This window comes from Mangrovibacter phragmitis (assembly GCF_040429585.1).
In the GTDB taxonomy this organism is placed as follows: Bacteria; Pseudomonadota; Gammaproteobacteria; order Enterobacterales; family Enterobacteriaceae; genus Mangrovibacter; species Mangrovibacter phragmitis.
Window position 1 is genome coordinate 2,473,863 of the sequence record NZ_CP134782.1, and the last position, 20,080, is coordinate 2,493,942.

Here is a 20,080-nt window from a genome sequence, read left to right on the forward strand (position 1 = left end):
CCCGCTCTCAGGCAACCTGCGCTACGGGCCCACACTAACATGCCGGTGAGCCAGTACCACTCAGTTAGTGTGCCAGCATGGTTTCTGCCCGAATTTCTTCAGTTACGCGCGCCTTGAGCGCCATAAACTCTGGCGATGTTTTCAGCCGGTAATCCCGTGGATGTGGAAAATCAACCGGCACTTCCGTCTTGATTCGGCCAGGACGGGCGCTGAAGATAGCTACTTTATTTGCCATAAAGATGGCTTCGTCAATATCGTGCGTGACAAAGAGTACGGTTTTGCGCGACGCCTCCCAAATTGATAACAACAGCTCTTGCATCATGACCCGGGTTTGGTTATCAAGCGCACCGAAGGGTTCATCCATCAGTAGCACTTTCGGGTCGTTCGCCAGTGCGCGGGCAATCGCAGTACGTTGTTGCATACCGCCAGATAACTGGCGCGGGAAGTGCTGTTCAAAGCCACGCAGCCCCACTTTATGAATAAAATAATCACTGCGGGCTTTCTGTTCCGCCTTGCTGATGCCGCGTTCCTGCAGACCGAAACGGATGTTTTGCTCAACTGTCAGCCAGGGAAACAGCGTGTAGCTTTGAAAGACCATTCCGCGGTCTGCCCCCGGGCCTTCCACCCGTTCGCCATCCAGCCACACTTCCCCATTTGTTGGGGTATCCAGCCCGGCAACAATGCGCAGTAAAGTCGATTTGCCACAGCCGGACGGGCCAAGAATGGTAATGAAATCGTTTTCATTCACCGGGTAATCTACCGGCAACAGCGCCTGGGTTTGCTCCCCGTTTGGCCCCCGGAATACCCGTTCCACCTGGCGAATGCTGAGTTTGGGATAGTGCATTACAGTGAGCTCCACATAAACAGGCGACGGTTAACCGCTTTGAACACCAGGTCAGACAACAAGCCAATAACGCCGATAACAATAATCCCGAAGATCATTTGCCCCGTGTTGAGCAATGCCTGGCTGTCCACAATCATATGGCCTATCCCGCTGGATGAACCAATCAGTTCAGCAACAATAACGTAGGTCCATGCCCAACCAAGTACCAGGCGCAATAACTCGGCAATTTCCGGTGCTGCTCCGGGAATAATCACCCGGCGCACCACACTTTTATTGGTGGCACCGAGGGTATACGCCGCTTCAACCAGGTCACGGCGGGCAGCACCTACCGTCACCGCCACCATCAGGGTTATCTGGAAAAATGACCCAATGAAAATAACCAGTACTTTCTGTAGTTCCCCTACCCCGGCCCACAGAATCAGCAGTGGAACAAAGGCCGATGCGGGAAGATAACGGCAAAATGAAATGAAGGGTTCGAAGAACGCTTCAACCATCTTCCAGGAGCCCATCATGATGCCCAGTGGAACCCCCAGTGTTGCTGCCAGGATAAAGCCTGCCAGTACCCGGAAAATAGTCATGCCCACATCACCGGCAAAACCATAATCCCGAAACAGGTAAAACCCTTCTTCCAGCATGGTGGCTGGGTTGGCGAGGAATGTGGGTGAAATCAGGCCGGTAAAAGTCGCCAGCGCCCACATGGCGAAAAAGAGAATAAAAAAGCAAATACCCAGTAGAATACGGTGGCGCACATTCACCGGGCGCAACGGCACCATCAGTGGGTTATGCCACACCTTTTTACTGGCCGGCAACGGAGCCGGCTCAGCAAAATGGGATATGCTATTGACGTTAGTTTCTGCGACCTGGCTTGCAGGACTTGTCATATCACGGTCCTTCATTACTTGTTCACATACTGCGCATCGTACAGGGTGCTGATATCCGGCGTTTTACGCAGAATTTTCATTTCAGTCAGCAGGTGAGCGGCTTCATTACTGAAGGTGGTAATCTCACCACTGAAGAATTTTTTATTCGCGGCGCGATCCTGCCAGCGCAGGTAACTGGCTTCTTCAGCAAACTGTTTGCCGGTTTCTTTCACTGCAGCGCCCATAATTTCATTTGCTTTATCCGGATTGCTTTTGATCATATCCAGTGCGTCGAAATAGCTGTCTACCAGCCCCTGAGCCGCTTTCGGGTTGTTTTTCAGCCAGTCTGGCGTACAACCCAGCGTATCCATCACCACCGGGTAATCCAGTGTGGTAGCAAGAATTTTTCCTTTTTCCGGGTTCTGGCGAATAGAAGATAAATAAGGCTCATAACTGACTGCGGCATCGTTCTGCCCGGCAATAAATGCGCGGGCTGCGGCATCCGGGCCCAGTGTTGCCAGTTTGACATCTTTCATGCTCATACCGTTTTTATCGAGGATCCATGCCAGCAGAAAGTAAGACGATGTTCCGGGCGCATCCACACTAATGGTTTTGCCTTTCAGGTCAGTGATTTTATTGATGCCGTTACGCACAGCGATACCATCCGCCCCATAGGATTTATCCAACTGGACAATTTGCTTAATCGGTACGCCGCTGGCATTCCAGGTCAGGTAGGTTTCAACGGTAGTGGCGGCACATTGCAGTGCACCGGAAGCAATCGCAAGATGGCGGGATTGCTGTGGCACCATTTTCAATGTCACGTCCAGGCCGTGCTTTTTAAAAATGCCGGTTTTCTGTGCCAGTGTCAGTGGTGCAAACCCTGTCCAGCCAGAAATACCAATGACGACGGGTGTATCGGCAGCCTGTGCAAGACCACCCGTTACCGCACTTATTGCCAGCGCTACGCCACATGCAGACAAGACGCGCTTCAATCTGTTTTTTGCATTTTTTTTGTTCATCGACCACTCCTGAGAAAACAACCTGTTATTGGAAAGTGATAACCCCAAATGCTGTGCTGTACGCCTGATATTACAATCCGCAAATACGATAAAGGCGAACGCGTATAGTCTTGTCTATACAAGCTACAGTCACAAAGTTGCAATGCGTGTGCCAGCTTTTTCAACCCCGTTACAGACGGGATATCCGGCAGAAGAGAAGAAAGAAATGTGCATAAAACAGGGCAAACGCCCTAATGGAGTGCATGCCCTGCGCAAAGGCAGGGCATGGAGGGACTGATTAACCTCACCAGCTGCTTATCAGGCCGGGCGGGCTTCCAGCGCAGGAAGTGCATTTTCGCTGTACTCACGGAGCGTATCACTGGATTTGAGGGTAAAACTGTTAACGCTTTCCAGTAATGCAGCGGCATGGTGATGCAACTGGCTGGCCGCTTCGCTCGACTGCTGAGACAATGTGGCGTTCTGTTGCGTGGCTGAATCCATATGTGTCACCGCAAGACTTACCTGCTCAATACCCGCACTTTGCTGGTTACAGGCAACAGAGATAGTTTCAACCAGTTGCGATACCTGGCGAATATTATTCAGCATCTGTTTCATTGCCACACCGGCTTCCCCGGCCAGGTCGTTCCCTTGCGCAATGCGGCTTGAAGTGCGGCTTATCAGGGTATTAATTTCTTTCGCAGCATTGGCCGAACGTTGTGCCAGCGCCCGCACTTCACTGGCAACAACCGCAAATCCACGCCCTTCAGTACCCGCCCTTGCCGCTTCAACTGCGGCGTTAAGCGCCAGAATGTTGGTCTGGAATGCAATACTCTCAATCACTGTCACAATGCTGTTTATCTCAGTGGAAAACCGGTTGATGTCGCCCATCGCTTCCACCAGGCGTTCAACAGAGTGGTTCCCTTCCTGTGCCATGACATCGGTATTCTGGCTGAGTTTATTGGCCTCAGCCGCGTTGTCAGCAGTATGTTTCACAGCGGAAGTCACTTCTTCCATGGAAGCCGATGTCTCAATTAACGCACTGGCCTGCGCTTCATTGCGGGTAGACAGCGCCTGGCTGCCATCAGCAATGCTGGCGGATGCGCCGGCAATATGCTCTGCACCATCAATCACCTCACGCACAATACGCGCCAGGCTGTTGTTCATGGTTTGCAGTGCTGCCATCAGGCCGGCAATTTCATCCTTCCCGGAAACTTCAATCGTGGCTCTCAGGTCACCAGAAGCAACCTGGCGGGCAATCTGTACCGCCTGAGCAACAGGGTGAGTAATACTGCGGATAATAAGCCAGGTCACCACACCGCCCGTCAGCACTGCCAGCACAATCACCAGTGCAATAATAGTCTGAATTTGTTGGTAATGGTGGGCATTTTCCGCATTAATTTCCTGGTGGAGAATTTGGGCATGTTGCAGCGTTTTCTCGACCACATCGTCAATCATTTTGGTCGGTGCGCGGTCAATACCGCGCACCTGTTTATCGACTCTGGCCGGGCTGTTTACATCAGCGATGTTGTAAGATTCCAGCGCGCTGAGGTACTGGCGGAGTAATTGCGCGTGCGCTTCCCGTGCAGCTAAAACATCCTGATTACTCATACCAAGTTCAGGCAATTGCTGGCTGAGGGTATTCAGTAACGCCTGGGTTTTATCATTCTGCTCCAGAAACGCTGCTTTATATTTGGCGAATAAACCATCGCCCTGAACACCGCGCAGTAAAGTATCTTTCCACTCCTGAACCTGAATTTTGAATTGCACCTGTGCATTGCGTGCTGTGTCAATTGACTGTTCAATCAGCATTTCACGGGCAATAAATTGTTGGCTGCTTTTGGTCCAGTGGTAATTCACATAGCCACCAATAGCGCCAGCACACAGTGTCAGCGCCAATAGCAGAACAGATAACAGCCATAAACGTGGCCCAATACGAAACTGGTTTAATCTCAGAGCAGAAAGCATAACGGTGTTCCTTAACGACAATACCTGCCTGTGTTATCGTCTCTTCCGCTTATTTCTTCACCACTAAATCGGTTTAAGTGAAAAAGAGTGAACCCTTTCTCATTACGGCTTCAACTCAGTTTCGCCTGTATTATTTTTTTATGACGGAGCGCAACAACCAGCCACCCAGGTTTTATTACCCACCAATACGTGGGCATTGAGAAGGCAGAAACTCAAGGCCACAATGCGGGCATTTTAAAACATTATTCTTACGAAGTTTGGCTGCGCGCTGGTTGGCAATATGGGCGCATTTTGGGCACTTTACGGGGACTGGTCGTTCACCAAAATGGCGCAGACCCTGGGTATATGACATATGCGAACACCTCCGGGGTATTGAACGGCTAAGCAATAGCAACCCGTTTGTTCTGCTTGTTTTTCACTCAAAGAATAAACCCACAAAAAAGGAATGGCAATAACCGGCTACGGGCTCAATTTACCTTACAACGCGGGCTTGCCTGCGCGCAGATGAGTGCGCACAAGCATGGACTCCTTAATCACGCCACATCCCGTAATGTGCTGAGATCCAGGGTGATGGCAACTTGCTGCCCGTCAGAGAGTAAGTCCGCCACACTGCGGTTCAGTACATCAACGCGTAATTCAACCCCTTGCGCCACTACCCGGTAGCGCACCACGTTGCCCAGTAAACTGCGGTCAAGAATAGTGGCAGGAATGCCCTGGCCTGGAGCGCAAATAGTGATGGATTCCGGGCGTAACGCACACTGCCCGTGGTGTTCAATGCCGCTCAAACGCGCCATATCCTGAGCACTGAGTACGTTGTAGTTACCAATAAAATTCGCGGCGAATAAATCGGCAGGCTCGGTGTACAGCGTTTCGGCACTGCCATTCTGAATGATATTGCCCTGGTTCATCAGGATTATCCTGTCAGACAGTGTCAGTGCTTCTTCCTGGTCGTGGGTGACAAACAGAGTGGTCAGGCGCAACTCCTGCTGAATACGGCGAATTTGTTCACGTAAATGGCGGCGGATACGCGCGTCCAGCGCAGAAAGCGGTTCATCCAGCAATAGTAAACGTGGGCGGGTAACCAGTGAACGCGCCAGGGCAACACGCTGGCACTGACCTCCAGACAACTGGTGAGGGAAACGGTGGCTGTAAGCTGACAACTCCACCAGTTCCAGCACTTCGTTCGTGCGTTGTTCAATTTCACTGGCCGGGATTTTTTGCATTCTCAGGCCAAACGCCACATTCTTTTTCACTGTCATGTTCGGGAACAGCGCATAGCTCTGGAACACCATGCCAATGGCGCGTTTTTGTGGCGGAAGCGGTACAATATTTTGCCCGGCAATTTCCACCGAACCGCTGTCCGGGTCAGTCAGCCCGGCAATACAACGCAACAACGTAGATTTACCGCAACCACTTGGGCCAAGTAAGGTAACAAACTCGCCTTCATCCGCACTGAAATCTATATTTTCAAATACCCGGGTTGGGCCATAGTGTTTATTGAGTTGTGAAATTTTTAAATAAGACATAACACCCTCACTTACGGTTCAGCGCACTGGCAAGCCAGGTAATCAACAGCACGACACAGAAATAGGAAATCACCAGCGCACTGGTAAAGTGACCGCTGCCGTTACGCATGTTGTAGAGATAGACCTGCAGCGTTTCGTAGCGTGTGCCCACCAGAATGTTGGCAAACACAAACTCACCTATCAGGAAAGAAAACGAGAGCAATACGGCAACCATGACCCCTTTACGCAGGTTCGGCAATACCACCAGAAACGCCGCCTGGAATGTGCTGGCACCCAGCAGGTTTGCGGCGCTCACCAGTTCTTTAATATTCACCGCCTGCATATTGTTGCTGATTGCCCGCCAGATAAACGGCAGGGTTATCGTGAAATAACAGGCGATAAGTATCCAGGGTGTGCCTGTAAGCACCAGCGGGCCGGATGCATAAAGCTGCAATAACCCCACGGAAGAGACAACCGGTGGAATAGCAAAAGGCAGCAAAATCAGTACATTCATGATGTTGCCCAGCAACGGGAAGTACCAGACAATCACAAACATCACGGGCAGCACCAGCACAAAAGAAAATGCCAGCGCACCAAAACAGATAACCAGTGAACGCCCCAGCGCGGCCAAAAAACGCGGGTCATGCCACAGCTGTGAAAACCACTCAATCGTCAGGCCATCGGGCAGAATAGTGGCACCCCATTCAGTTGCCAGCGCGTACAGCAGTGTTGCCAGTAAAGGAACAACAAGAATCAGTAATAACAAACCAATCACCACACGGTGATAAACATATTCACTTTTCGTCATGGGTACCGCTCCTTGATTCAGCGCGCATTAAGGTAACCGCGGCGCTGGATCCACTGCTGGATAACTGTAATCGCCGACATCAGCACAACCAGTAACATTGCGAGGGCACTCCCCATATTAGGATCAAGAGAGATATCCCCGGACACCAGCGCGGCAATACGTACCGGCACTACGTTGAAGTTGCCAGAAGTCAGTGCATAAATGGTGGCATAAGCCCCCAGCGCATTTGCCAGCAGGATGACAAACGTGCCAATCAGCGCGGGAGACAATACAGGTAGCCCAATGTGCAACCAGTAACGTATCCGGCTGGCCCCCAATAAGGCGCTGGCTTCTTCCCAGTCTTTTTTCAGCCCGTCGAACGCCGGAAACAGCAGTAATAACCCAAGTGGAATTTGGAACCAGGTGTACACCAGAATCATGCCGTCAATGGAATAGAGCCGGAAATCGCCCAGCAGCCCATATTTACGCAGCAGCAGTGTGATACAACCGTTCAGGCCCAGTAAAATAATGAAGGCGAACGCCAGAGGCACACCGGCAAAATTACTGGTCATATTGGTGAATGACATAATAATGCGCTGCAACTTGCCATTGCCGATTTGGTGCAGGGAGTAACCACCAATCAGCGCAATAATCAAACCATACAAACTGGATAAAATGGAGATTTTCAGGGAGCTGGTAATAGCCTGCTGGTAAAACGGCGAGGTCAGAATGTCCTGGTAGTTGCCCAGCCCCCACGCCTCCATGCTGTCACTCCAGAAACTATTCACCACAATCCAGATAAGGGGGGCAATCTGGAATGCGAGGTAAAACAGCGTAAAAGGTAACAAACATAGCAGCGCAAGCCATTTTCCTTTCATCATCAGTGCCACTCCTGCTTCGGTGCCAACAGCGCCCGGCAAACTGGTTTATCGTGCGCCACGCCTAATAGCTCACAAACAGTGCCGCACAAAGTGGTTTGGGGAATGGTTAAATCAGGAAGTTTTGAAAAACCGTCACCAAATACAAACAAAGGCACACTGGTTTCTTCTTCCAGAACTCCGCCATGGCTGCGGTCATCGTTCATACCGTGGTCGGCGGTTACCAGCACCTGGTAGCCTTCGGCAAGCCAGACGGGCATCCAGTGGGATAAATAACCGTCTGCGAAACGAGCTTTGTTACGGTATTGCGGCGATGAAAGGCCAAATTTGTGCCCGGCATCGTCAATGTTCATAGGGTGAATGAGCAGGAAATCCGGGTCATGGCACAAGCGCAGGCTTTCCGCATCTTCAAACAGGTGTGAATCCGGGTAAGTGTCATCAGAATAAAAATGACCATACTGCACAGGAAGTGTTGGGTCCTGAACATGGCGGTCACGCGCGGGGTTAAAAGGTGTACGGTTGTACAACTCACTGACCCAATGATAAGCCGCAGCCGCTGTAGTTAACCCCGCAGCACGCGCATAGTGAAAGATACTCTGTTCGCGGCTCATTCGGCTCACCCCATTATGAATAATGCCGCTTCTCACCGGCGGAATACCGGTGAGAATGCACTCATAAAGTGGGCGGGATAACGACGGCAACTCACAGGTCAGCGAATAAATCTGCCCTTTTCCCTCGGCGCATTCTGCTTGCAGGTAGCCCATTGCATGTGATGCCACCTGGTTGCTCAGGCCATCGAGGATAACCAGAATCGTTTTCATACCGCCCTCAAACTTATTGCTGCATATTGATCATGACATTTTCCTGCCACAGACGCGGCAGCATTTTGGCGCTCTTTTCCCAGGCCTGCTGGTCGGCAATCGGGCGCGCATTTTTATATTCACTGTCTGGCAGCATTTGTGCTTTCACGTCTGCCGGGTAGGTAAGATGCTCAGCACGGATAGGACGGGCAAAACCGCGGGCAAGGTTTATCTGCCCGGCATCAGAGAAGATATATTCGCGGGTCAGTTTGGCTGCATTCGGGTGCTTGCCGTATTTATTGATAATTGTGGTGTAACCGGAAGTAATGGAGCCATCTGAAGGGATAACCACTTCAAAACGTTTCGGGTCGATTTGTTTGCGATAGTTCAGGCCATTGAAGTCCCACACTACGCCAACCTGAACTTCACCTTTTTCAATGTTGGCAATGGTCGGGTCAGTGACGCCCAGGCGCCCTTGTTTTGCCAGCTCAGCAAAAAATGCCAGAGCGGGTTTGAGATTCTTTTCATCGCCACCCAGTGCGTAGTTAGCCGCCAGCACGCCAGACGCGGCCTGAGAAGCAACCCCAACATCACCGATATCCACAACATACTTACCTTTTTTCAGGTCTGCCCAGCTGTGAGGCGCATCTTTTACTTGTTGTTTATCAATAATAAACGCAATGGTGCCAGTGTATGCCACTGCCCAGTAACCATCTTTATCTTTCGCCCAGGCGGGTATCTGATCCCAGGTGCTGGGTTTATACGGCAATGCCAGCCCCTGTTTTACCGCGATTGGGCCAAAAGAGATCCCCACGTCACCGATATCGGCAGTTGCATTTTCTTTTTCCGCTGCAAACTTGGCTAATTCCTGGGCTGAAGACATGTCCGTATCCATATGTTTCAGGCCATATTTAGACAGCATATCTGCCCAGGTCTCTTTCCAGTTTGCCCAACTGTCTGGCATACCCACGCTATTCACTTCGCCTTCACTCTTTGCGGCTTTTTCCAGCGCAGTCAAATCTGCCGCATGGACATTGGCGACCTGCAACGCCACGAGCAATGTACTGGCTAACAAAGATACATACATGCGTTTCATAAATGCTATGCTCCAGTGATGTGGTTGTTATTGGACTAGTCCAGCAAAATCGTTGTTGCAAAACACAGGCCAAAACAGAACAACGAATTAAGAGACTGGAGCTTATCGCTGATTTATAAACTTTTTATTACAGTAACGTGACATTCTGGCAGCAAGTTGTTTCCAGGCTGGCGTCAACTCGTGGATCAGGGTATGCACTATTTTGGCTATTTGGCACATTTTTAAGGCTGGGAAAATGGCGAAGAAAACCGTCGAGGTGATTTGTGAAATACTGTCAGAACGCATTCAGCATGGTGAGTTTGACGAAGACCGGCGTTTACCGTCCGAGCGCACGTTAAGCCAACAATTTATGACTACCCGTATCACGCTGCGTGAGGCACTGCGCCAGTTAGAAGCACAGGGTGTGATTTACCGCGAAGTGCGTCGTGGCTGGTTTATTGCCCCGCCCCGCTTAGTTTACAACCCACTGCACCACTCCCACTTTCGTGAAATGGCTCAGGCTCAGGGGCGCCACACCAGTACCGAACTGATTAGCGCGGGCCTGCAACCAGCCAGCAGTGATGTCGCTCACCAGTTAGGCATTACCCCCGGCAGTGAGATAATTTGTATCCGCCGCCTGCGCCATGTTGACGGGCGTGCCGTGTTGTATGTCGAAAACTCCCTTAACCCGGGTTATTTCCCAGGGTTATTAGAGAAGGATTTGACCGGCTCATTAACTGATTTATACCAGCGAGATTACGGCCTGCACTACGGTGGTGTGCGTTTTACCGTGTTCCCCGGACCACTCCCCGCCTTTGCGGCCGGGCGCCTGCATGTTTCACCCGGCAGCCCGGGCTTATTTATTGACCGAACTAACCGCGACCAGTATGGGCGTATTATTGACTGCGACCATGAATACTGGCGCTATGATGCCTTGTGTATTGATGTCGCGGTTGGGTCAGGTTCCGATACAAACTGGCCACCCTTTCATACCCGCACAACACAAGGTTAACAGTTGCAGAACTGAAGTGTGGGTCAGGCGTGCAGTCCTCAGGGAGACCTGATGACTCACACGCCTGAAGAGCAACAAAGCGCTACAATTTCCCTTCTTTTATGCGCCGGGCCAGCAGTACACGCCGTAATTGCAATTCACGCAATTCGAAAGTGACATCCAGGCTGACCGGGGGATAATCGGCTTCTTCCTGGGGATTACTGGATGCGGCTTCTTCCTCGCCACTGGCGTACACGTTTTTTTCAATCAACCTGAACGCTTCTTTTTTACTGAGCCCCTGCTTTTGCAGGAGCTTCGACAGCATCTTATCAACAGCCGTATATTTTACTTTTCTTCGAAACATACTTTTTCTCTGACACAGGCCTGGTTGCAGATCCTGCCAATCGGTTTAACGCAAATTTTATCGTCTGCGCGCCCGCAAGTTAAGCAGTGATAGCGCTTTGTGACAATCTCTGACAATTAATTAATGGTTGCCATGCACCGAATGCTCATTAAAGCAGCGCAATGGTGTTTTTTTGTGCGGGATTCATTCAGAAGCAGCAAGAAAAGCCATAAAGGCGGGAATAACGAAGAACAGGAAACACACCGGGTACGGTTGTTACCCGGTGTGTCACAGTGTCAGAAGCGGTATTGCAGGCCCACTGTCGCCGTGTAGTTCTTATTTTTCAACCCGGCAGCATCACCACCAAAATAGTCATGGGTACCGTTATCCCGGTCAATCATTTCTGTACCACCTTTACCTTCTTCATATTTGTTCCAGGCTACTTCAGCAAATACTTTGGCATTCTGTGTTACGTAATACCCGACATCCATTGCCACACCGTAATAATTGCTGTGCCCGCCGTTATCACGGAAAGTCAGGTCACGCATGTAATGTTCGTCGTTATCTTTTGACTTAACCCAGCCACTGAATTTAAACGCGCCATTGACTTCAAAATTCTGGTAGCGGTATTGTCCAACAAGGCCAATATATGGCATGGAGAAACGCTGCTGATAACCAATCCCTCTTTCGCCAGGTGTGAAACTCCCAACATTGGTACCGTTGTCGTAATTATAATCCCCGCCAAATGCCGTCCAGCTAAACCGGGTTTGCTGGTAACCCGCTATCGCCCCTACTTTGTAGGTTTCGCCACGCAGTATCCAGCCTTTAAGGTTCAGGTCAAATTCATTGGCATAATTCAGGTTAGTATTTTCATGGCTGGAATGGTCAGTCCAGCCAGACTGGTTATTATTGAGCCAGTCATAATCGTCCATATGACCAGAGCCGGAGGCCAGTGTACTCCAGCCACGGGCGTTCAGGGTAAGCCAGCTATAAGCATCCCAGGAGATATCCCCTTTAATAATTGCCGCATTTTTTATCTTCCAGTCTAACTGACTGACTTTGCGGCCCCCCTCATAAACCAGTTCATGCGATTCCCCTCCCAGGTACCCCATAGATGCTGCCACAGAGACACTTTCTGGTGAGAAGTTTGGCATTGCCGGGTTCATATCAGCCACAGCGACACCAGAGAAAGACACAGCCATTAATGCAACTATTGTTTGTTTTTTCATTTTCATTCCATTTATTGTTATCCCTGAACACTCATAGGGAAGGTGCGAACAAGTCCCTGATATGAGATCATGTTTGTCATCTGGAGCCATGAAAAAGGGTTCATCATGAGTCATCAGCTCACCTTCGCCGACAGTGAATTCAGCAGTAAGCGCCGTCAGACCAGAAAAGAGATTTTCTTGTCCCGCATGGAGCAGATTCTGCCATGGCAAAACATGGTGGAAGTCATCGAGCCGTTTTATCCCAAGGCTGGTAATGGCCGGCGACCTTATCCGCTGGAAACCATGCTACGCATTCACTGCATGCAGCATTGGTACAACCTGAGCGATGGCGCGATGGAAGATGCTCTGTACGAAATCGCCTCCATGCGTCTGTTTGCCCGGTTATCCCTGGATAGCGCCTTGCCGGACCGCACCACCATCATGAATTTCCGCCACCTGCTGGAGCAGCATCAACTGGCCCGCCAATTGTTCAAGACCATCAATCGCTGGCTGGCCGAAGCAGGCGTCATGATGACTCAAGGCACCTTGGTCGATGCTACCATCATTGAGGCACCCAGCTCGACCAAGAACAAAGAGCAGCAACGCGATCCGCAGATGCATCAGACCAAGAAAGGCAATCAGTGGCACTTTGGCATGAAGGCCCACATTGGTGTCGATGCCAAGAGTGGCCTGACCCACAGCCTAGTCACCACCGCGGCCAACGAGCATGACCTCAATCAGCTGGGTAATCTGCTGCATGGAGAGGAGCAATTTGTCTCAGCCGATGCCGGCTACCAAGGGGCGCCACAGCGCGAGGAGCTGGCCGAGGTGGATGTGGACTGGCTGATCGCCGAGCGCCCCGGCAAGGTAAGAACCTTGAAACAGCATCCACGCAAGAACAAAACGGCCATCAACATCGAATACATGAAAGCCAGCATCCGGGCCAAGGTGGAGCACCCATTTCGCATCATCAAGCGACAGTTCGGCTTCGTGAAAGCCAGATACAAGGGGTTGCTGAAAAACGATAACCAACTGGCGATGTTATTCACGCTGGCCAACCTGTTTCGGGCGGACCAAATGATACGTCAGTGGGAGAGATCTCACTAAAAACTGGGAATAACGCCTTAAATGGCGAAGAAACGGTCTAAATAGGCTGATTCAAGGCATTTACGGGAGAAAAAACGGCTCAAACATGAAGAAATGAAATGACTGAGTCAGCCGAGAAGAATTTCCCCGCTTATTCGCACCTTCCATAGCTGGCACTATTTTTCGCCAGCAATAACCATTCAGAATTAGTGCGAATAAGCCACTTGCCCGCCGATATTAATCCTGTAGCTTTCAACCAACAACAATCAATATTAGTAGGTTATTTTTATCTTTTACAACCTGGCAAACATTCAATAACGGGCAGAGAGTGCCCCCGAAAAACCGGGTTGGAATAACAAGAAGAAATCGCGTAATGCGGGATAAAGAATATATTTTTATCGCGTTCTGAATAAAGCCTGCCGTTTGATAACATTAATAGTGCTATAACCGCATGCTCCACAATAAGCATAAAAAAGCCCGCCAGTACGGAGATACTGGCAGGCAAGGAGGAAAAATGTGGCGTTACTGACCGAGTGGTTTGCGAACAAATACCCCAAAACTAATGGCGCCCAGCATCAACAAAGCCGCGCCCAACAAGAAGACATCAGTAAATTTGCCCGTGGCATCCAGAATAACCCCGGTTACAATCGGTGCCATTGCGGCACCCAGAAAACCGCCAAAGTTTTGAATAGCGCCAAGGGAAGCGACCTGGTCTTTTGGCGCGATATCGGTTGCCAGTGTCCAGAGCGCCCCTTGTGGCATCTGGGAACAGAAATACCCCAACGATAACAGGCCAATTGCCAGCGGTGTACTGCTGACAAACGGAATGGGGCCGACAAAGCAGGCAGCCAGTGCTGCACCCAGTACAATCGGTACCTTACGAGAAGTAACAGGTTTAAACCCACGGCGTACCAGCCAGTCTGACAATGTGCCCCCAACCAGTACACCAAAAATACCTGCCAGGAAAGGAATTGAAGCAATCCACCCGGTGGCTTTCAGGCTGAACCCGAGTGATTTTTCCAGGTAACCCGGCAACCAGGTAAGGTAGACCCAAATGGTAAACATGATTGAGAAGTTACCAATCACCATAAACCAGGTGGTGGGATGACGGAACAGGCTACCCCAACTGGTGGTTTTCCCGGTATTTTTACTGGCTGTAGTGAGCCCGGCATGAATCAACGCATCTTCACGCGCCACCGGATCGCGGTAAAATTTCCACCAGGCGAGCAGTAATGGCAGCCCCATTAACCCAATCCCGATAAACATGCCACGCCAGCCAAAACTGAGTAACAAAATAGTCAGAATGGGCGGAGCCACCGCGTTGGCGATTTGCGAACCGGTATTGATGATTGCAGTAGGCAAACCACGTTCTGTTTCACCAAACCAGCGATGGGTAATTTTAATCCCGGAAGTGAAGAAGGGTGATTCAGCCACACCCAGCATCATGCGCAGGCCATAAAAGAAGCTGTAACTATTTACAAAAGCCGCCAGCACAGTACAACCCGACCACAGGCACAGCGCCCAGGAAAACATCCGTTTGGGACCAAATTTGTCAACCAGCCAGCCAGCAGGAAGGTTGGCAAGGGCATATGGCCAGAGAAATGCAGAGAGCAATAAGCCCATTTCGGTTTGAGAGAAACCGAATTCTGCCGCAATGGTAGTATTGGCAATACTCAGGTTTGCCCGGTCGAGGTAGTTCACTATCGCCGCCAGTAATAGCAGCAGGATGATGCCCCAGCGCAGCCGGGTTACAACCACCGGCTGGCTGGCAGTACCCTGGAAACCTTTCACGCCAGGCCGGCTATCCTCAGGCAGGGTTGAGGTAAGTTCTTTCATTGTTATGTCACCTGGTTATCCCCTGTTACAGGGAGGGTTGTAGGGAAAAGCCGCTAACGTCTGGTTAGCAAGCGGTTTTGGTTTGCCACAGTGCAGTACCCTGGCGAATTTGGTCGAGAATGACGCCAAGCCCCCAATATTTTTCCAGCACATCGTCTTTGTTCACCCGGCAGAATTCGCTGGAAAATGTGCCCATTTGCTGGTGATAAATCTTGGCGTTTTTCGGGTAACCCAGGGTTTCCGTGACAGCGGACAGGGAGAGGAATAACGAGAGTTCATGCGCCAGCGCAGGTTGTTGCTTACCGTTTTTCCACAACCAGACGTACAGCTCCGGGTGAAAATTGGTAAATACCCCGCTAAACCCTTTGGAGCCCGCCTGAATAGCAGGCCAGGCAATCGCTGCGTTAGCATTGATGACATTAAGCGCAGTGCCTTGCGCCAGTTTGACACGGCGAATCACTGTGGGCAGATCGCAACTGACATCTTTGAGTACAACAAAGCGTCCGCTGTGCGCACAGAAACTGAACTCTTCATCGCTCAGCAGGCGGCGCCAGGGAGCCGGGCATTCATACAAACCTAATGGCAGGTCTTGTGGCAAAGCTTCGAACAAAGTTGCCAGCGTGGCCTTGAACGTTTCCGTACCTTTGTTTTGCGGATCCAGGTGGTTGGTCACCAGCACCAGAGCATCAATGCCAGTCTTCGCCATTGCCTGTAATTCTTCAATTTGCGCATTCAGGTCATCGCTGATATGCCCGGAAGCAATCACCGGCACCCTGCCGTCTACTTTCTCAACCACAAAACGGGCAAGATCCGTACGCTCATCCAGCGACAGATATTGCATTTCGCTGGACTGGCATACCGCGAATAATGCATCCACTCCCGCTGCAATGTACCAGTCAACAAGCCGTTCAAGCCCAGTCCAGTCAATCTGGTTTTCTGCTGTAAATGGGGTCAGCATGACCGGAACAATACCTTCAATGGACTTCATAAGTTCTCCTGATCCGCCAGCCAGGCGGTAATTGCATTCAAAAAACAACGCGTGATGTCAGCGTAACGCCAGGCGTGATATCACCTGTTGGTACGCTGGCATGTTGGATGCGCCTTCACGTTCAACAGCCAGGGAAGCAAACGCCGAAGCAAAGGTTGCGGCCTGAGCAAGGGTTTGTCCGTCGGCTATTGCAGCCGCAAGAGCGCCGTTAAAAGCATCGCCAGCACCGGTGGTATCCACACTCAGCGCCGGAAAAGCCGGAATATGTTGAAACTGTTGGTTGTCATAAATCAGCGCCCCATGACTGCCCATGGTGATAATCACCCGTCTGGCTCCACGCGCCACTATTGCCAGAGCAGCGGCTCGCGCACTTTCCAGGTCAGTAATTTCCACACCCGATAACAACGACGCTTCGGTCTCGTTCGGGGTAATGATGTCGATAAGATCGATACACCCCAGAATATCGGGCGAAAATGGCGCCGGGTTCATAATCACCTGTACACCCAACGCCCTGGCAAGCTTCATTGCGTTTAGCGTGGCATCAAAGTTGTTTTCCAGTTGCACCAGCAACACATTGCTGCTGGCAAGCTCAGGGGACATGCTCGCTATTTCATCGCTGCTCAGGGTTTTATTGGCACCGGAATAAATGGCAATCATGTTTTCACCATCATCCTGCGAGACATAGATCAGCGCATTACCCGTAGGCTCCCTCTCAGACTGGTACAACCGAAAAGAGTGGATCCCGGAAGACGCCAGGTGATCAAAGGCAAACTGGCTGAACTGATCTTTGCCCACTTTGGCAACAAAGTGCACCTGGGCACCCGCCTTGCTTGCCGCCATCGCCTGGTTAGCACCTTTACCACCCGGCCCCAGTGAGCTGCGTTGGGCCAGCAAGGATTCTCCACCGCGTGGGAAACGATGCACCCACGCGACAATGTCCACATTGAACGCGCCCAAAATACACACCTTCCCTCTTAGTGCATGGGGTGATACCTCGGGGCTGCGAACGGGCTCGTGCTCAGAAAGGCGTTTAAGTAACACTTCGAAGTTGTCACCAGTTTCGCTGATTAACCTGGACTGCAAATTACGCCGCACAATCATGGCACCGCCATGGCAACGCCGAATCAATCCTTGTTTCACCAGAGCAGCCAGGTCACTACGAATGGTTTCTTTAGTGACAGCGAAGTGCCCGGCCAGCCAGTCCACGGTGACACGTTCATTTTTATCCAAATGCTCAAGAATTTTGTTACGGCGTTCTTCGCGAAACATAATTTTCCTCTCCGGTACACAATTGAGACTAAGAAATACCCTGACCGTAAAAAGTGATTTTCTTCAAACCTTGCAGAGCAAAACAGAAGCAAACAAAAATGACCAAAAACCTTGTATTAAAAAAAACAAAAACACCTGCTATTTTTTCTTAATTCATTTCCTTGCAGTCATTTATTTGACATTTGTCACACTAAAACCACAATAAAATAATGGATAAAAAATCCAACCATGACACAGGATCATTTCAATTCATTGATTAATAATGTATAAAAAAACCGACTGACTACTGCATTCGTAGCAGCACACCACAAAGGTTGATAACCAGCAGTCGTCGTAAAATTCACTGCCAACTGCACATCAGAAAATATTTATTGGCTAACAACAAAAAAATACAAAGACCAAAAACAGAAACCTCCCCACAAGAAAAAACGCCCCCACATGCAACCTGATGGTTTTATTTAAAATTTAAATAAAAAATTGAATAATATACTCTGAAAAACCAGAAAGAATGCGCCTTGCATTGATTATTACAACGCCAACTACCCCCACAGAAGTATTTCCCCAGCAGAAAATATGTTGATAATAAATAACAATCGCACCCTGAAAAGTCCGATATAAAATACAGGCAAGAGAAACAGAACAGCATCAATGGCTGACCAGAGCAGGCATGCTCCCTTGCACCTTAGAGGGAATACTCATTTTTGCTTCTCACGGGGGTCATATGAAGCAGTGGTCCTTTGTTATTTCGCAACAACACTCACTTTCCCAGATATGGGAGGCAAAAGGCCTCCAGGCGCTGGTGGCAAGCCAACACCCCAAACTGGTATTTATCTATACAAGGTCAGGCTTCGACGACTTGTATGCTTTTGTGCAACGCTGGCTGGAAGAAAAACTGGATAATGTAGAAATTATTGGCGTGATAACGGGTGGGCATTTTATGGATAGCAGCCCAGGCAGCCAGCAACTCATGGTCAGCATTACGCTGTTTGAACAGAGCTATATTCAGGTTTTACCTGTGAATATGCAGTTATCCCCCCTGAGCACACTCACCATTAATCAAATTCTGCACCACACGCCTAATCTGAGCCTGGTTATGTTGCTAAGCACCCTGGTGGATGATTCGCTCCTCGACGTAGTGTTAAACCTGCAACTTCCGGAACAAACTCAACTGTTTGGTGGGGTTGCGTCTCCAGTACATCCTGCCGGGTTGTTATGTGGCCGCGACCCGCTACAAAAGGGGTTTGTGCTGGTGTTGATACAGAGCCAAAATTTGCATTGCCACACATTCAGTTACACAGGCTGGTTGCCCATGACCAAAAACCGGCGCATTACGGATGCTCAGGGGTCGTGGATCAAATCTATCGATAATCAGCCCGCCTTTGAGGTTTACCACAATTACACCACGATAGAGAACGACAACCAGTTTGCTCATGATGCACTGGCATTCCCGGTATTGCTCCCTCGCCCGTCGTTATTGCTTTCCAGGGTTCCAGTTGAAGTGAATAACGCTGGGCATATTCGCGTTGCCGGCGATGTGCTGCCAGGGGAAAGTATCTCATTTGGTTATGGTGATGCACAACGCAGTCTGGCGCAAATGGATAACTGGTGTGCAACACTGGCTGACTTCTCCCCACAAGTGCTGTTTGGTTATTCCTGCATGATTCGTAATATGTTGTTTGCTGATTATGCATGGCAAGAAACCATGCTACCAGGTAGCCTTGCACCGCTGAGTGGTTTTGTCACCTGGGGAGAGTACAGTTCCGTAAAAGGTAAAGTGACACTGAATAACACATCGCTGTTGATGGTAGCCCTGCGTGAAGGCGATGCACAACCGGTTCAGGCCAGAACGGCCTCTGTCCCGGTACCACAAACACGCCCTTCCCTGATGTCGCGCCTGGTGAATTTTATGTATGTTGCCAGCGAAGAACTCCGGGAACATAACCAGCAACTGAGTACACAGGCCCAGACCGATAAACTCACCGGGTTATATAACCGCTACCGACTGGACAGCGAATTATTGTCACTTATCAACCAGGCCAGCCCTGCACGAAATTTTTCGCTGGTGCTGATGGACATCGATCACTTTAAACAGGTTAATGATGCTTACGGCCACCTGACAGGGGACAGTATTCTCAGACAAATCAGTGAGCTGGTATGCAACCAGTTACGCTGGCAGGATATTGCCGGTCGATGGGGTGGAGAAGAGTTTATGTTACTGATTACTGACAGCGATAACACCCAGCTCACCGCAGTACTTAAACGCCTGCAACAGGCTATCGCTCATGCCACCATGCCCTTTGAACTGACAATTACCTGTAGTTTTGGTGCCACATACTGGCAATCCGGCGACGATGAGCGGAGTATACTCCAGCGCGCTGATATGGCACTTTACAACGCAAAAGCCCAGGGGCGTAACCGGTTTGTGATTGGTTGAGATCAGGCGGCGGGGCTGTAAATTCACAGCGCTTACTGCGCCATCATATGGCGTTTTTGGGTTATCTCCACGGCTGGCGAAGTCACGTTACCCAACCCCCATGCAAAAGAAATTTCGGTTTACGACGGCACAGTAAATATCGTTGATGTGTATTAGTTCAGATTTGACCTGACAGAGCTATGGCTGAGAGCAAAACCTAATCTGAAAGGCAGC

General features: G+C 50.2%; 18 protein-coding genes. 3 read left to right on the forward strand and 15 right to left on the reverse strand.

The window, feature by feature from the left end:
- Window positions 1–64: 64 nt before the first annotated feature.
- The 10 genes from MPHASIOC01_RS11950 to MPHASIOC01_RS11995 form a co-directional block, all read right to left on the reverse strand.
- A complete protein-coding gene (locus tag MPHASIOC01_RS11950) occupies window positions 65–844 on the reverse strand; it encodes an ABC transporter ATP-binding protein (RefSeq protein WP_064594925.1) in 780 nt (259 codons plus the stop codon).
- Entirely contained in the window at window positions 844–1,725 is an 882-nt protein-coding gene (locus tag MPHASIOC01_RS11955; RefSeq protein WP_353614716.1) for an ABC transporter permease, read from the reverse strand. The genes MPHASIOC01_RS11950 and MPHASIOC01_RS11955 overlap by 1 nt, the downstream gene beginning before the upstream one ends.
- Window positions 1,726–1,739: 14 nt before the next feature.
- A complete protein-coding gene (locus MPHASIOC01_RS11960; RefSeq protein WP_064594930.1) occupies window positions 1,740–2,723 on the reverse strand; it encodes an ABC transporter substrate-binding protein in 984 nt (327 codons plus the stop codon).
- A gap of 297 nt (window positions 2,724–3,020) precedes the next feature.
- Window positions 3,021–4,667, reverse strand: a complete 1,647-nt coding sequence (locus tag MPHASIOC01_RS11965) for a methyl-accepting chemotaxis protein (RefSeq protein ID WP_231889148.1) — start codon at window positions 4,665–4,667, stop codon at window positions 3,021–3,023.
- 175 nt (window positions 4,668–4,842) lie between these two features.
- A complete protein-coding gene (locus tag MPHASIOC01_RS11970; RefSeq protein ID WP_353614717.1) occupies window positions 4,843–5,019 on the reverse strand; it encodes a YnfU family zinc-binding protein in 177 nt (58 codons plus the stop codon).
- Window positions 5,020–5,200: 181 nt separating this feature from the next.
- On the reverse strand, window positions 5,201–6,193 hold the full coding sequence (locus MPHASIOC01_RS11975) for an ABC transporter ATP-binding protein (protein WP_064594934.1): 993 nt from the start codon (window positions 6,191–6,193) through the stop codon (window positions 5,201–5,203).
- A 7-nt stretch (window positions 6,194–6,200) separates the two neighbouring features.
- Entirely contained in the window at window positions 6,201–6,980 is a 780-nt protein-coding gene (locus MPHASIOC01_RS11980; RefSeq protein WP_064594936.1) for an ABC transporter permease, read from the reverse strand.
- Between the two features lie 17 nt (window positions 6,981–6,997).
- Complete coding sequence (locus MPHASIOC01_RS11985; protein ID WP_353614938.1) at window positions 6,998–7,837, reverse strand: ABC transporter permease subunit; 840 nt, start codon at window positions 7,835–7,837, stop codon at window positions 6,998–7,000.
- 2 nt (window positions 7,838–7,839) lie between these two features.
- Window positions 7,840–8,658 (reverse strand): alkaline phosphatase family protein, encoded by an 819-nt coding sequence (locus MPHASIOC01_RS11990; RefSeq protein ID WP_353614718.1) that lies wholly within the window; start codon window positions 8,656–8,658, stop codon window positions 7,840–7,842.
- Between the two features lie 13 nt (window positions 8,659–8,671).
- The gene (locus MPHASIOC01_RS11995; RefSeq protein WP_064594940.1) at window positions 8,672–9,733 is read right to left on the reverse strand and encodes an ABC transporter substrate-binding protein; all 1,062 of its coding nucleotides are present in this window, start codon (window positions 9,731–9,733) and stop codon (window positions 8,672–8,674) included.
- Window positions 9,734–9,968: 235 nt separating this feature from the next.
- Here MPHASIOC01_RS11995 and MPHASIOC01_RS12000 point away from each other — a divergent pair, with 235 nt between their 5' ends.
- Window positions 9,969–10,724, forward strand: coding sequence for a UTRA domain-containing protein (locus MPHASIOC01_RS12000; protein WP_064594942.1), 756 nt, complete (start codon window positions 9,969–9,971; stop codon window positions 10,722–10,724).
- Between the two features lie 82 nt (window positions 10,725–10,806).
- Here MPHASIOC01_RS12000 and MPHASIOC01_RS12005 read toward each other — a convergent pair whose 3' ends face one another.
- Window positions 10,807–11,067, reverse strand: a complete 261-nt coding sequence (locus MPHASIOC01_RS12005) for a hypothetical protein (RefSeq protein ID WP_064594945.1) — start codon at window positions 11,065–11,067, stop codon at window positions 10,807–10,809.
- Window positions 11,068–11,342: 275 nt separating this feature from the next.
- Entirely contained in the window at window positions 11,343–12,275 is a 933-nt protein-coding gene (locus MPHASIOC01_RS12010; RefSeq protein ID WP_064594946.1) for an omptin family outer membrane protease, read from the reverse strand.
- A 105-nt stretch (window positions 12,276–12,380) separates the two neighbouring features.
- Here MPHASIOC01_RS12010 and MPHASIOC01_RS12015 point away from each other — a divergent pair, with 105 nt between their 5' ends.
- Window positions 12,381–13,361 carry an IS5-like element IS5 family transposase gene (locus MPHASIOC01_RS12015; protein WP_026141915.1) on the forward strand — a complete coding sequence of 327 codons (981 nt, stop codon included), beginning with the start codon at window positions 12,381–12,383 and terminating at the stop codon, window positions 13,359–13,361.
- A 501-nt stretch (window positions 13,362–13,862) separates the two neighbouring features.
- Here the strand turns inward: MPHASIOC01_RS12015 and MPHASIOC01_RS12020 are convergent.
- The 3 genes from MPHASIOC01_RS12020 to rbsK form a co-directional block, all read right to left on the reverse strand.
- Window positions 13,863–15,176 carry an MFS transporter gene (locus MPHASIOC01_RS12020; RefSeq protein WP_082917823.1) on the reverse strand — a complete coding sequence of 438 codons (1,314 nt, stop codon included), beginning with the start codon at window positions 15,174–15,176 and terminating at the stop codon, window positions 13,863–13,865.
- A 64-nt stretch (window positions 15,177–15,240) separates the two neighbouring features.
- The gene (locus tag MPHASIOC01_RS12025) at window positions 15,241–16,164 is read right to left on the reverse strand and encodes a dihydrodipicolinate synthase family protein (RefSeq protein ID WP_353614719.1); all 924 of its coding nucleotides are present in this window, start codon (window positions 16,162–16,164) and stop codon (window positions 15,241–15,243) included.
- 57 nt (window positions 16,165–16,221) lie between these two features.
- Window positions 16,222–17,433 carry a ribokinase gene (gene rbsK / locus MPHASIOC01_RS12030; protein ID WP_064594950.1) on the reverse strand — a complete coding sequence of 404 codons (1,212 nt, stop codon included), beginning with the start codon at window positions 17,431–17,433 and terminating at the stop codon, window positions 16,222–16,224.
- A 721-nt stretch (window positions 17,434–18,154) separates the two neighbouring features.
- Between rbsK and MPHASIOC01_RS12035 the strand changes: the two genes are divergently transcribed.
- On the forward strand, window positions 18,155–19,867 hold the full coding sequence (locus tag MPHASIOC01_RS12035; protein WP_353614720.1) for a diguanylate cyclase domain-containing protein: 1,713 nt from the start codon (window positions 18,155–18,157) through the stop codon (window positions 19,865–19,867).
- Window positions 19,868–20,080 lie beyond the last annotated feature (213 nt).

Bases quoted from the DNA above. Each gene is read 5' to 3' on its own strand.
- MPHASIOC01_RS11990 (WP_353614718.1), bottom strand. From the start codon at position 8,658: ATGAAAACGATTCTGGTTATCCTCGATGGCCTGAGCAACCAGGTGGCA.
- MPHASIOC01_RS12015 (WP_026141915.1), top strand. From the start codon at position 12,381: ATGAGTCATCAGCTCACCTTCGCCGACAGTGAATTCAGCAGTAAGCGC.
- MPHASIOC01_RS12020 (WP_082917823.1), bottom strand. From the start codon at position 15,176: ATGAAAGAACTTACCTCAACCCTGCCTGAGGATAGCCGGCCTGGCGTG.
- MPHASIOC01_RS12005 (WP_064594945.1), bottom strand. From the start codon at position 11,067: ATGTTTCGAAGAAAAGTAAAATATACGGCTGTTGATAAGATGCTGTCG.
- MPHASIOC01_RS11960 (WP_064594930.1), bottom strand. From the start codon at position 2,723: ATGAACAAAAAAAATGCAAAAAACAGATTGAAGCGCGTCTTGTCTGCA.
- MPHASIOC01_RS12035 (WP_353614720.1), top strand. From the start codon at position 18,155: ATGAAGCAGTGGTCCTTTGTTATTTCGCAACAACACTCACTTTCCCAG.
- MPHASIOC01_RS12010 (WP_064594946.1), bottom strand. From the start codon at position 12,275: ATGAAAAAACAAACAATAGTTGCATTAATGGCTGTGTCTTTCTCTGGT.
- MPHASIOC01_RS11985 (WP_353614938.1), bottom strand. From the start codon at position 7,837: ATGAAAGGAAAATGGCTTGCGCTGCTATGTTTGTTACCTTTTACGCTG.
- rbsK (WP_064594950.1), bottom strand. From the start codon at position 17,433: ATGTTTCGCGAAGAACGCCGTAACAAAATTCTTGAGCATTTGGATAAA.
- MPHASIOC01_RS11995 (WP_064594940.1), bottom strand. From the start codon at position 9,733: ATGAAACGCATGTATGTATCTTTGTTAGCCAGTACATTGCTCGTGGCG.
- MPHASIOC01_RS11965 (WP_231889148.1), bottom strand. From the start codon at position 4,667: ATGCTTTCTGCTCTGAGATTAAACCAGTTTCGTATTGGGCCACGTTTA.
- MPHASIOC01_RS12000 (WP_064594942.1), top strand. From the start codon at position 9,969: ATGGCGAAGAAAACCGTCGAGGTGATTTGTGAAATACTGTCAGAACGC.
- MPHASIOC01_RS11950 (WP_064594925.1), bottom strand. From the start codon at position 844: ATGCACTATCCCAAACTCAGCATTCGCCAGGTGGAACGGGTATTCCGG.
- MPHASIOC01_RS11975 (WP_064594934.1), bottom strand. From the start codon at position 6,193: ATGTCTTATTTAAAAATTTCACAACTCAATAAACACTATGGCCCAACC.
- MPHASIOC01_RS12025 (WP_353614719.1), bottom strand. From the start codon at position 16,164: ATGAAGTCCATTGAAGGTATTGTTCCGGTCATGCTGACCCCATTTACA.
- MPHASIOC01_RS11970 (WP_353614717.1), bottom strand. From the start codon at position 5,019: ATGTCATATACCCAGGGTCTGCGCCATTTTGGTGAACGACCAGTCCCC.
- MPHASIOC01_RS11980 (WP_064594936.1), bottom strand. From the start codon at position 6,980: ATGACGAAAAGTGAATATGTTTATCACCGTGTGGTGATTGGTTTGTTA.
- MPHASIOC01_RS11955 (WP_353614716.1), bottom strand. From the start codon at position 1,725: ATGACAAGTCCTGCAAGCCAGGTCGCAGAAACTAACGTCAATAGCATA.